The organism is Dinoroseobacter sp. S124A (assembly GCF_049801015.1).
GTDB lineage: Bacteria > Pseudomonadota > Alphaproteobacteria > Rhodobacterales > Rhodobacteraceae > Dinoroseobacter.
This window is the reverse complement of the sequence record NZ_JBNAGD010000001.1, coordinates 679,416-691,129: the sequence shown is the minus strand read 5'-3', so window position 1 is coordinate 691,129 and position 11,714 is coordinate 679,416. Positions and strand designations below refer to the sequence as shown.

The following is an 11,714-nucleotide window of genomic DNA, read 5'->3' as shown; positions in this document are numbered from 1 at the left end:
GACAACCCCCATCTGACGTGGTAGACTAGGACCACGCCGTGACCGCCGGAGCCCGAGATGATCCCCCCCGCGACCCTTGCTGCCTTTCGTTTCGGCTATGGCCCTGCCCCCGATGGCGCGGGACCCGGGGATGCAGCGGGGCTTTTGGCCTCGCTTGCCGAGACCGGCCCGGCGGCGCGGGATGACTGGGACGACCGCCATGCCCTGCTGCGCGAGCGCCGCGCCGCACGCAAGGACCGCCGCGCGCAGGTCGCGGGGGCCGAGGCCCGCAATCGCAAGATCAACACTGCCTATCGGGAACTTCGGCTGCGCGATCACAAGATCCGGCTGAGCGCGGCGGTCGGCGCCCCGGTCGGGTTCGACCAGCGGCTGCGGGCGTTCTGGGACGACCATTTCACGATCCAGGCGCAGGACGCGACGCTCAAGCTCCTCCTGCCGCATTTTCACACTCAGGCCATCGCCCCCCATATCACCGGGCGGTTCCGCGACATGCTGCGCGCGGCGAGCACCCATCCCGCCATGCTGCTCTATCTGGATCAGACCCGCAGTTTCGGGCCCAATAGTCGCGCGGGTTGGCAGCGCGGGCTGGGGCTGAACGAAAACCTTGCCCGCGAGATCCTCGAACTGCACACGCTGGGGGTGGATGCCAGCTATGCCCAAACCGATGTGCGCGAGTTTGCCGAGCTTCTGACCGGGCTGCATTGGGATGCGGAGGGGTTCCGCTTTCGCCCCCTGCGGGCCGAGCCGGGCGCAGAGACGGTGCTCGGCCAGCGCTATGGGGGCGATGATGCAGATCTCGCCCCGGTTCTGGCGGCGCTGGACGATCTGGCCGCCCATCCCGACACGGCCCGGCATCTGGCCCGCAAACTGGTCGTGCATTTCATCGGCGCGCCTGCGCCTGCGGATCTGGTGGGGGCCATGGCCGAGGCCTATCTCAGCGCGGACACATCGCTCATGGCGCTTTATGAGACGATGCTGCAGGACAAGCGGGCCTGGGCCCCGGCCTTTGCCAAGGTGCGCCAACCCTTCGAGTTGATCGCGGCGGCTTGCCGGAGTGCGGGGTTCGATGCCGCGCAGATCATGGCGCAACGGCCCGGTGTGATCGCGCGGGACCTGCTGAACCAGCAGGCGCGCATGGGGCAACTGCCCTGGCGGCCCGATGGCCCCGATGGCTGGGCCGAGGATCCCGAGACATGGATCACGCCCGTGGGGCTCGCCGCGCGATTGCGATGGGCGCAAGATTTCAGCGCGCGGCATCTGGGCGACCATGACCCCCGCGCCTTTCTGAATTCAGCCCTGGGTCCGCGCGCCTCGGCAGTTCTGCGCAGCGCCGTCGCCGGTGCCGAGAGCCGCCGGGACGGGCTGACACTGGTTCTGGCCAGTCCCGAGTTCAACCGCCGTTGAGAAGGAGCATGCCATGACGATCCACCGCCGACAGGTTCTGCGCTCTGGCCTTGCCCTGGGCTGCTCGCTCGCAGCGACCCCGTTGATGACGCCGGTGACCTTTGCCGCGACGCCCGGCGATGCGCGGCTGGTGGTGATCGTGCTGCGCGGTGGGATGGATGGGCTCGACGCGATACGGCCCCTGGGCGATCCGGGGCTCAAGGCCCTGCGCCCCGATCTGGCGCAGGAGGGTCTGGCGCTGGACGGGATGTTCGCCCTGCACCCGGCGCTCGCGCCGTTGCTGCCGCTCTGGCAGGCGGGCGGGTTCGCCGCGGCCCATGCGGTCTCGACCCCGTATCGCGACCGGCGCAGCCATTTCGACGGGCAGGACGTGCTGGAAAACGGCGGCAATGATGCCGAGGGGCAACTGACCGCCGCCGGAGACGGCTGGCTGAACCGGGCCGTGGCGCAGATGCAGGGCGCGCGGGCCGAGACGGCCTTCGCCGTGGGCTACACGACGCTGATGCTTTTGCGGGGGCAACAGGAGATCTCGACCTGGGCCCCCGATGCCGCGCTCGACCTGACACCGCAGGCGGATCTGCTGCTGCAGCGAATCTATGCCCAGGACCCGCTCTTTGCCCAGGCCCATGCGGAGGCCGAGGCCCTCGCCGCCCTCGAAGGCGACGGCCCGATCTCGGCCAACAAGGCCCGGCGGGCAGAGGCGCTGGCCCGTTTCACCGCCCAGCGCCTGCGCGAGGACACCCGGATCGCGGCCTTTTCGCTGGGCGGCTGGGACACCCATGCCCGGCAGGACCGCACCCTGCCCCGGGCCCTGTCCGAACTGGTCACCGCGATCACCGTCCTGCGCGACACGCTCGGCCCGGACTGGTCCCGGACCGTGGTCATGGCGGTGACCGAGTTCGGGCGCACGGCCCGGCTCAACGGGTCCGGCGGAACCGATCACGGGACGGGCGGAGCCGCGCTCTTTGCCGGTGGGGCGCTGGCGGGTGGACGGGTCCTGAGCGACTGGCCCGGCCTGCGCGAGGGCGCGCTCTTTCAGGATCGTGACCTGATGCCCACGCGGGATCTGCGGGCCATGGCCGCCTGGGTCCTGCGCGATCACATGAACCTGCCGCGCTCGGCGCTGGAGACGCTGGTCTTTCCCGGGCTCGACATGGGCGCGGCACCCCGCCTGATCGCCTGACCCGGGATCTGCGCCTTTAAGACCATAGCCGTCTTCCCCCCGGGCGCGAAAGCGGGGATGATCGCCGGATCCCCGGAACGAGTAGCGCAATGGATCCCCGACTTTTCTACCTGACCCTCGGCAATGTGGTGATCGGCACCGGCACGATGGTGATGTCCGGCATTCTCGACCCGATCGCCGCGGATCTGGGGATCACCGTCTCCGCCGCGGGACAGGTCACTACGGTCTATGCCCTGGCCTTCGCGCTCGGCGCGCCGGTGATGGCCACGCTGACCGGGAGGTTTGACCGGGCCAAGGTGCTGGCCGCGGGCTTGTTGCTCTTTGCGGTGGCGAGCCTTCTCAGCGCGCTGGCCCCGTCTTACGAGGTGCTGATGGCGGCGCGGATGCTGGGCGGGCTGGCGGCGGCGATCTTTTCGCCCACGGCGGTGGCCGTCGCGGCAAGTCTTGTGCCGCCCGCACAGCGCGGCCGCGCCATCGCGCTTGTCTTTGGCGGCATGACCATCGCCAGCGTCTTTGGCGTGCCCTTGGGCACATGGGTCGGGCTGGCGCTTGGCTGGCGCGAGATGCTTGCGGGGCTGAGCGTTGCGAGCCTCGGGGCCGTTCTGGCGCTGTGGTGGGGCGTGCCCAAGGGCCTGATGCTGCCGCCGGCGAGCCTTGCGCGGTGGGGCGCGGCGCTGCGCCAACCCGGTGTTGGACTGCTCCTTGGCGTGACCGCCTTCCAGATCGGGGGATGCTTCGTGCTCTTCGCCTTTTTCGGACCTTATCTGGGCGGGGTGACCGGACTGGCGACCGAGGGGATCGCCGGAATGCTCTTTGTCTTCGGACTGGCCAGCCTGATCGGGAATTTCGCCGCAGGCTGGGCGGTGGACCGGTTCGGCGCGGGCCGCGTGACCCATGGGGCGGTGGCGCTGACGGCGCTGAGTCTGCTGGCGCTCATGGGCACGGCGGGTCAGCCCGTGGCAGCGGGGCTGGCGATCATTCTCTGGGGGGCGACGGTCTTTGGCATCAACACGGCCCAGCAGGCCAGACTGGTGGAGGCGGCCCCGGACTATGCGACGGTGATCCTGCCGGCGAATTCCTCGATCCTCTTTGCCGGGCAAGCGCTCGGGGCGGCTCTGGGCGGGGTCGTGGTGGCCTGGGGCGGGCTGGCCGTGCTGCCGCTGGTGGGCGGGCTGGTGGTTCTGGTGGCTCTGGGCCTGTCCCTCAGGGCGGCAGCGCTGCGCCCGGCTTAGGCCGCGCGCATCATCGCCATGAGGCGCGCCTTCTCGCCCTGATCATCCTCGCGCGAGATCGCTTCCGACAGCGCTTGCAACGAGGCGATGTTATGGCCCGCCCGGAAGCTGTCCACATGGGGCAGCATCGCCATGATCCCCGCCGCCTTGGGCGCGAAGCCGTCCCAGCGCAGCAGCGGGTTGATCCAGATGAGCTTGCGCGCCGAGAGATGCAGGCGCGTCATCTCGAATTCAAGCGCGCCCGGATCGTCCCGGTCGAGCCCATCGGTGATCAGAAGCACCACCGAGCCCGTGCCCAGCACCCGGCGCGACCAGTCGTGGTTGAACTCCTTGAGGCAGGCGCCGATCCGCGTGCCCCCTTCCCAATCCTGCGCCTCGGCCCCGGCGGCGGCGAGGGCTGCATCCACGTCGCGCTGATGCAGGTGGCGGGTGATGTTGGTCAGCCGCGTGCCGAAGGTGAAGGCATGGACCTTGGCCCAGCCCGCCCCCTTGGCATTGCTGACCGCGTGCAGGAAATGCAGCACGGCCCGGGAATACTGGGACATGGAGCCCGAGATATCGCAGAGACAGACCAGATTGGGCCAGCGGATGCGCGGGGCCTTGGTGGCCAGATGGTGGATCTCGCCACCCTTGCGCATGGCCTCGCGCATGGTGCGTTGCCAATCGGCGCGCGCACCGAACGGGTCGGCCTTGGTCCGGCGCGACCGCAGGGGCTTCACCGGCAGGCTGAGCTGGGCGATCAGGCGCTTGGCCTCGGTCATTTCCGAGTTCGACATCTGCTCGAAATCGAGGGTCTGGAGCCGTTCCTGACTCGACATGGTGCGGGAGGCATCGATCTCGATCTCGGTGCCTTCGTCTTCCATCTCGGGCATGTCCGGCAGGTCGCGATCCACCCCGTCGAGCAAGGCCTCGGCCGCGCGTTTCTCGGCGGCCTTGGCTTTGCGTTCCTCGGCGACGCCGCGCACCATGGGCGTCAGGAAGGACATCATCTGCTCCATATAACGCGGGTCGCGCCAGTAGAGCCGAAAGACCTGGTGGAAGACCGCGCGCTGCTCGGGGCGCGAGACGAAGCAGGCCTGCAGGGTGAAGTAGAAATCCCGCTGGTTGGTGAAGCCCGCCGCCTGCACCGCCTTGACCGCGTCGATCACCCGCCCCGGCCCTACCGGGAGCCCCGCCGCCCGCAGGGCCCGGGCGAAATAGGTGATGTTATGGCCCAGCTTGGGATCGTCGGGCAGGTCGAGATCGAGGAATTCCGCCATGGATCAGGGGTCCGTCCGCGCGGCACGGCGGGGGGCTGCCTGCCCCCCGTGCCCCCCGGGGATATTTCCGGACTTAAGATGGGCAGGGCGCAGGTCTGTCATGCGGGGGACAGTTCGGCGCGGACCTCTTCGAGGATCTGCTTGGCGGCGGAGCCTTCGAGTTTCTGAATGTCGTCCTGGTATTTCAGGATCGCACCCAGTGTGTCGGCGATGACCTCGGGGCTGAGTTCCAGCACGTCGAGGGCCAGCAGGCATTTCGCCCAGTCGATGGTTTCGGCCACGCCGGGTTTCTTGAAGAGATCCTCGGTGCGCAGGCGCTGGACAAAGGCCACGACTTCACGGCTGAGCGCTTCGGCGGCCTCGGGGGCGCGGGCCTGCAGGATGGCGATCTCGCGTTCGAATTCCGGGTAATCCACCCAGTGATAGAGGCAGCGGCGCTTCAGGGCGTCATGGACCTCCCGCGTGCGGTTCGAGGTGAGCACCACGAGGGGCGGCTCGGCGGCGGCCACGGTGCCGAGTTCGGGGATGGTCACCTGGTAATCCGAGAGCGCTTCGAGCAGAAAGGCCTCGAAGGGTTCATCCGTGCGGTCAATCTCGTCGATCAGCAGGACCGGCGCGCCGCCCTCCTGGGGGCGCATGGCTTCGAGCAGCGGGCGCTCGATGAGGTATTCGTCGGAAAAAAGCTCGGTCTGGAGCGCTTGTCGGTCTGCGCCACCCGCAGCCTCCGCTGTGCGGATCGCGACCATCTGGGCCGGGAAGTTCCATTCGTAGACCGCCGAGGAGGCATCGAGCCCCTCATAGCATTGCAGCCGGATCAGCCGCTTGCCGAGGGCTGCGGCCATGGCCTTGGCGATTTCGGTCTTGCCCACGCCCGCCTCGCCCTCGAGAAATATCGGGCGGCCCAGGGTGGTGGCCAGAAAGACCACGGTCGCGAGAGGGCGGCCACAGACATAGTTCTGGGTGCCCAGCACCTCCTGCACATGGTCGATACTGGTGAATGCGTTGCTCATCGGCTCCTCCGTTGCCCTCACCCTGCATGGCCGCCCCCCGGGGTCAAGCCCGCCTAAAGGCGGAGATGGCCCGACGCGCGCTGCGGCGCCGCGCCGCGCCTTGATGGACGCCCGCGCCCCGGCGCGCTATGTTCCCGCCGAGGCGCAGGAGGATGCAATGAACGTCACGACCCCGATCACTCAGAAGGACGCCCCGGACCTGTCGCAGTTCGATTGGGCAGACCCGTTGCGGCTGGAAGATCAGCTCAGCGAAGAGGAGCGTATGCTGCGCGACGGGGCCGCGGCCTTTGCGGCGGACAAGCTCGCACCGCGCATCATCGACGCCTATCGCGAGGCCACGGTGGCGCCCGAGATTTTTGCCGAAATGGGCGCGGCGGGCCTGCTCGGTGTGACTGTGCCCGAGGCCTATGGCGGGCTCGGCGGGTCCTATGTGGCCTACGGCCTTGTCGCGCGCGAGATCGAACGGATCGACAGCGGCTATCGCTCGATGATGTCCGTGCAATCCTCGCTCGTGATGTACCCGATCTATGCCTATGGCACGGAAGAGCAGCGGCAGAAATATCTGCCCGGGCTGGCCGCGGGCAAGCTGATCGGCTGCTTCGGGCTGACCGAGCCCGATGCGGGCTCGGACCCGGCGGGCATGAAGACCCGCGCGGAAAAGACCGCCACGGGATACAAGCTGACCGGGTCCAAGATGTGGATCTCGAACGCGCCCATCGCCGATGTTTTCGTGGTCTGGGCCAAGTCCGAGGCCCATGGCGGCAAGATCCGGGGCTTTGTACTCGAAAAGGGCATGACGGGGCTGAGCGCGCCCAAGGTGGGCGGCAAGCTGAGCTTGCGCGCCTCAGTGACCGGCGAGATCGTGATGGACGGAGTCGAGCTGGGCGAAGATGCGCTCCTGCCCGGGGTCGAGGGCCTCAAGGGGCCGTTCGGCTGTCTGAACCGCGCGCGTTACGGCATCGGCTGGGGCGTGATGGGCGCGTCGGAATTCTGCTGGCACGCGGCGCGGCAATACGGGCTCGACCGGCACCAGTTCAAGCGCCCCCTCGCCCAGACCCAGCTATTCCAGAAGAAGCTTGCCGATATGCAGACCGAGATCGCCCTTGGCCTGCAAACGGCCCTGCGCGTCGGCCGCCTGATGGATGAGGGGCGTGCCGCGCCCGAGATGATCAGCCTGCTGAAGCGCAACAATTGCGGCAAGGCGCTGGAGATGGCGCGGATGGCCCGGGACATGCATGGCGGCAACGGGATCTCGGAAGAGTTTCAGGTCATGCGCCATATGGTGAACCTCGAGACGGTGAACACCTATGAAGGCACCCATGACGTGCATGCGCTGATCCTCGGTCGGGCCCAGACGGGCCTGCAGGCGTTCTTCTAGGTGGATCCGGACGCCCGTTACGTCACCATTTTCGACTGCGCGCTGCTCGAGACCGGGGAAGCGCGCGCGCGCCTGTGGCGGGGCCCCCTCGATCCGGACCCGGTCGTGGTGCGGATCACGGCGGTGCCGCTCTTTCTGACATCGCCCTTCGAGCTGGGCACGGGCGCGCAGTACCTGCTGCGCCCGCTGGACCGCACGGGCCAGCCGATCGCGCTGGATCCGGAATTCACTGCGCGCACCGGGATCACCGAGACGATGATCGCCCGTCAGAGCATGAATGTGCCCGAGGCGCTCTTGGCCCTCGACCGGCTGAGCGGTGGCGGGCGGCTCTTGTCCTGGGGCAAGGATGAGCTGCACCTGATGGCCATCGGGTGCTATGCGGCGGGGTTCAAACCTCCGATTCCGGTGGGGCGGTTCGGCAGCGCGGCCGCGTTGCTGCACAAGGCCGGGATTGCGCTGGAGCGGATCCATGGGACCGAGCCGCGCGGGATCGCCGAGCTCTGCGATGTGCCGCCGGCCCCGACGGACGCAGATACCGCCACATGCATCGCCCGCGGCCTGCAGGGCCTTTTGCGGCGCGAGATGCTGTCCCCCCGTGATGTTCTGAAAGGCTGACGCGCGCCGCCCGGCCCGGATCCGCGCCTTCGGTCGGCGCGGGTCCAGCGGATCGGGACCGGCCAAGCGCGCGTCACGAGGTGCCCGAAGGGGTCAGGCGCGCACCCGCAACTCGGCGATCCGGTCGGCAAAGGCATGGGCGAGCTGCGCGACCGCCTTGGCACTGTCAGAGCGCTGCGCATAGGCGCGCAGGCCCACGATCTCGGCCTGATAACGTTGCCCGAGGGTGGTCGGATCGCTTTCGCCTGCGATCTCGCCCAGATCCCGCGCCTCGGCAAAGGCGGTGATGAACATCGCCTCGGTCTCGGCCATCAGCGTCTCGGCCTGGGCGCGCAGCCCCGGCACATCCGCGGTCTCGAGGATGGTCTTGACCAGCATGCAGGCCCGGGCCGGTCCTGTGCGACTGCACAGATCCGCGAAGTTGCGCATATGGGTCTCGAGCGCGGCCAGCGGCCCCATCTCGGCGCGCAACTCGGCAAAGCCGCCCTGCCCGCTCTCGGCATACCGCTCCAGCGTGAGCCCATAGAGGGTCTCCTTGTTCTGAAACGCGGCATAGATCGAGCCCGGGCGCATATCCAGCGCGGCCTCAAGATCCTTGAGCGAGGTCCCGTGATAGCCCTTGGCCCAGAAAAGATCGCGCGCCCGGTCAAGGGTCGCGGCGCGGTCATGGGAAGGGCGGCGGGCCATGTCAGGTCCTTTGTGCAAAGCGGGTCCGGTTACGTTCTAGCCCAGCCTCGGGGCGAGGCCAGATGACGTTTGAGTGATCGCTCAAATATATTCTTGAACGATCACTCAAGAAAGGTATGTCTTGTCGCATCAACCCATATCGCCACGAGAGAGGCTGCCATGACCGATTTCACCCTGCACGACCTGGACACCGCCCCGGATGCCAGCAAACCACTGCTGGAAACCTCCCTGAAGAATTTCGGGCGGATCCCCGGCCTGCACGCGGTCATGTCCGAAAGCCCCAAGACCTTCGAAGCGTACCAGCTGCTCCACAAGCTCTTCACAGAGACTACCTTCGACGCGGATGAGCTGACGGTGATCTGGCAGAGCATCAATGTAGAGCATGCCTGCCATTACTGCGTGCCCGCCCATACGGGCATCGCCAAGATGATGAAGGTCGATGACGCGATCACCGAGGCCCTGCGCAATGAGACGCCCCTGCCGACGCCGCGGCTCGAGGCGCTGCGGGACTTCACCCTGACCATGGTGCGCAGCCGGGGCAACGCGACCGAGGCCGAGGTGCAGGCCTTCCTCGATGCCGGCTTCACCCGCGAGCAGGTGCTCGAGGTTGTGCTGGGGATCGCGCAAAAGGTGATGTCCAACTACATCAACCATCTGGCCGACACGCCGGTGGATCAGGTGATGCAGAAATTCGCCTGGACCAAGGCCTCGCCCGAAGCCGCCTAAGCCCTTGATCCTGCCGGGGCGGGCCTCCTAGGGTGTGCAGACACTTTCGGAGAGCCGCCCCCCATGTTCCTCTCTATCATGCCGGTCGAAACCTGGTTGGCCTTCGTGGTCGCCTCGACCCTTCTGCTGCTGATCCCCGGCCCGACCATCCTGCTGGTGCTGAGCTATGCCCTGAGCCAGGGCCGCCGCGTGGCCGTGAGCACCGCGGCCGGGGTCGCCCTCGGCGATCTGATTGCCATGAGCGCCTCGCTCGCCGGGCTCGGCACGCTGGTGATGACCTCTGCCACGCTCTTCACGGCCCTGAAATGGGTCGGCGCGCTCTATCTCGTCTGGCTCGGCATCAAGCTCCTGCGCAGCCCGCCCTCCGCAGGGCTCGAGGCCGGGGTACCGGCACAGGCCAGCCCGCGAGAGACCTTCCTGCACGCGACCACGGTCACCGCGCTGAACCCCAAGAGCATCGCGTTCTTCATCGCCTTCGTGCCGCAATTCGTGAATGCTCAGGCGCCGCTCCTGCCGCAATTCGCGCTGCTGACCGGGACATTCGTGACCCTCGCGACGCTGAACGCACTGGCCTATGCACTTTTGGCTGACCGTCTGCGGGCGCAGATCCGGCGCCCCTCGACCCTGCGCTGGCTGACCCGTGCCGGGGGTGGCACGCTGATCGGGATGGGGGCGCTGACGGCAACCGCGCAGCGTGCCGCATGAGCGATCCGTTCTTTCATCCGGTCTCGGGGACCGAGCTGCCGCGCTATGCGGGGGCGCCGAGCTTCATGCGCCTGCCGGTGGTGACACCGGATCATCCGCGCTTTGCCGAGGTCGAGATCGGCCTGATCGGCACGCCCTGGGATGGCGGCACCACGAACCGCCCCGGCGCGCGACACGGGCCGCGACAGATCCGCGACATGTCGACGATGATCCGGGCCCAGCACGGGGCGACGGGCGTGGCCCCGTTCCGTCTGGCAAATTGCGCCGATCTGGGGGATGTGGCCCCGAACCCCGCCGGGCTCGAAGACAGCATGGCGCGGATCACGGCCTTTTACCGTGATGTTGTGGCCGCCGGGATCCGCCCCCTGACCGGGGGCGGCGATCACCTGTGCACCCTGCCGATCCTGCGGGCGCTGGGGGCGGAGGGTCCGCTGGGCCTGATCCAGTTCGACAGCCATACGGATCTCTTTGACACGTATTTCGGCGGGACGAAATTCACCCATGGCACCCCGTTCCGGCGCGCCATTGAAGAGGGGCTGATCGATCCGGTGCGCACGGTGCAGATCGGAATCCGAGGCACGGCCTATGGCACCGAGGATCGCGACTATGCCCGCGATGTCGGGATCACCATCATCCCGATCGAGGCGTTTTTCGAGCGGGGCATCGCCCATGTGATGGATGAGGCGCGCGAGATCGTCGGCGCGGCCCCGACCTATGTCACCTATGACATCGATTTCGTGGACCCGGCCTTTGCGCCCGGAACCGGGACGCCCGAGGTGGGTGGGCCGACCTCTTATCAGGCGTTGCAAGTGGCGCGGGCTTTGCGCGGGCTGAACATCATCGGCGCGGATCTTGTCGAGGTGGCGCCGCCCTTTGATGCGAGCGGGGCGACGGCCTATCTCGGTGCGTCGCTGATGTTCGAGATGCTGTGCCACATGGCCGAAGGGCCGCTTTGACCCATTGCGATCCCGGCGCGCCTGCGCCGGGCTCAGCGGGCGGTCAGCAGCTTCCATCCCAAGGCGCAAAAGCCCAGTTCCAGAAACAGATAGATCAGCAGAAGCGGGTGCGGCAGACCATCCAGCAAGAGGCTGAGCGCCCGGCCCGCCGCCAGCCCGCCCATGAAGATCACAAGGCTCCAGAGCGCGGGGATGCGCAGGTCCGGCTTGCGAGCGCCCATGAGCCAGAAGAGCGCCAATGCCAGATAAAGGCCCATCACCGCGCGAAAGATATGCCGCGTGTTCACGGCCGAGGCGTCGATCCCGAACATCCACGGCAGCGTGACATTGGGTGCGGCGCCGTAGCCCAAGGCAATTGGGGTGAGCCCCACCGCGGCCAATGTCAGGAAAGCCGGTTGAAATCGCGCGAGGGTGCTCATGGGTCAACTCCGTTCTGGTGCGGGATCCCGTGACGTAGCCTTGCGCCAATGCACCACCCGTCCAGCCCTACATCACGGGGGCCGGGCCCGTAAACGCGCGTCTTGCCCCCAACCGACCCGCTCTCGGCGGATCACGCGGC

The 11,714-nt window shown here is 67.8% G+C and carries 12 protein-coding genes; 8 read left to right on the top strand and 4 right to left on the bottom strand.

The window, feature by feature from the left end:
- Nucleotides 1–57: 57 nt before the first annotated feature.
- The 3 genes from ACP15I_RS03345 to ACP15I_RS03335 all read left to right on the top strand — a co-directional run bounded on the left by ACP15I_RS03345 (nt 58) and on the right by ACP15I_RS03335 (nt 3,819).
- Complete coding sequence (locus tag ACP15I_RS03345) at nt 58–1,404, top strand: DUF1800 domain-containing protein (RefSeq protein WP_424973878.1); 1,347 nt, start codon at nt 58–60, stop codon at nt 1,402–1,404.
- A gap of 13 nt (nt 1,405–1,417) precedes the next feature.
- Nucleotides 1,418–2,587 carry a DUF1501 domain-containing protein gene (locus ACP15I_RS03340; RefSeq protein ID WP_424973877.1) on the top strand — a complete coding sequence of 390 codons (1,170 nt, stop codon included), beginning with the start codon at nt 1,418–1,420 and terminating at the stop codon, nt 2,585–2,587.
- A gap of 89 nt (nt 2,588–2,676) precedes the next feature.
- Nucleotides 2,677–3,819 carry an MFS transporter gene (locus ACP15I_RS03335; RefSeq protein WP_424973876.1) on the top strand — a complete coding sequence of 381 codons (1,143 nt, stop codon included), beginning with the start codon at nt 2,677–2,679 and terminating at the stop codon, nt 3,817–3,819.
- Here the strand turns inward: ACP15I_RS03335 and ACP15I_RS03330 are convergent.
- Both ACP15I_RS03330 and ACP15I_RS03325 read right to left on the bottom strand, forming a co-directional pair.
- Nucleotides 3,816–5,078 (bottom strand): vWA domain-containing protein, encoded by a 1,263-nt coding sequence (locus ACP15I_RS03330; RefSeq protein WP_424973875.1) that lies wholly within the window; start codon nt 5,076–5,078, stop codon nt 3,816–3,818. The two genes, ACP15I_RS03335 and ACP15I_RS03330, sit on opposite strands and share 4 nt — an antisense overlap.
- A gap of 98 nt (nt 5,079–5,176) precedes the next feature.
- A complete protein-coding gene (locus ACP15I_RS03325) occupies nt 5,177–6,088 on the bottom strand; it encodes an AAA family ATPase (protein WP_424973874.1) in 912 nt (303 codons plus the stop codon).
- Nucleotides 6,089–6,245: 157 nt separating this feature from the next.
- On the opposite strand from ACP15I_RS03325, the gene ACP15I_RS03320 reads away from it, so the two are divergent.
- Nucleotides 6,246–7,466 (top strand): acyl-CoA dehydrogenase, encoded by a 1,221-nt coding sequence (locus tag ACP15I_RS03320; RefSeq protein WP_424974116.1) that lies wholly within the window; start codon nt 6,246–6,248, stop codon nt 7,464–7,466.
- Complete coding sequence (locus ACP15I_RS03315; RefSeq protein WP_424973873.1) at nt 7,467–8,081, top strand: hypothetical protein; 615 nt, start codon at nt 7,467–7,469, stop codon at nt 8,079–8,081. It begins immediately after the preceding gene.
- A 93-nt stretch (nt 8,082–8,174) separates the two neighbouring features.
- On the opposite strand, the gene ACP15I_RS03310 is transcribed toward ACP15I_RS03315, so the two are convergent.
- Nucleotides 8,175–8,768 (bottom strand): TetR/AcrR family transcriptional regulator, encoded by a 594-nt coding sequence (locus tag ACP15I_RS03310; RefSeq protein WP_424973872.1) that lies wholly within the window; start codon nt 8,766–8,768, stop codon nt 8,175–8,177.
- 159 nt (nt 8,769–8,927) lie between these two features.
- On the opposite strand from ACP15I_RS03310, the gene ACP15I_RS03305 reads away from it, so the two are divergent.
- The 3 genes from ACP15I_RS03305 (at nt 8,928) to speB (ending at nt 11,155) form a co-directional block, all read left to right on the top strand.
- Nucleotides 8,928–9,494, top strand: a complete 567-nt coding sequence (locus tag ACP15I_RS03305) for a carboxymuconolactone decarboxylase family protein (protein WP_424966860.1) — start codon at nt 8,928–8,930, stop codon at nt 9,492–9,494.
- A 78-nt stretch (nt 9,495–9,572) separates the two neighbouring features.
- Nucleotides 9,573–10,199, top strand: a complete 627-nt coding sequence (locus tag ACP15I_RS03300) for a LysE family translocator (RefSeq protein ID WP_424966963.1) — start codon at nt 9,573–9,575, stop codon at nt 10,197–10,199.
- On the top strand, nt 10,196–11,155 hold the full coding sequence (speB, locus tag ACP15I_RS03295; RefSeq protein WP_424973871.1) for an agmatinase: 960 nt from the start codon (nt 10,196–10,198) through the stop codon (nt 11,153–11,155). The genes ACP15I_RS03300 and speB overlap by 4 nt, the downstream gene beginning before the upstream one ends.
- A gap of 32 nt (nt 11,156–11,187) precedes the next feature.
- Here speB and ACP15I_RS03290 read toward each other — a convergent pair whose 3' ends face one another.
- Entirely contained in the window at nt 11,188–11,574 is a 387-nt protein-coding gene (locus ACP15I_RS03290; RefSeq protein WP_424973870.1) for a DUF4345 domain-containing protein, read from the bottom strand.
- Between the last annotated feature and the right edge of the window lie 140 nt (nt 11,575–11,714).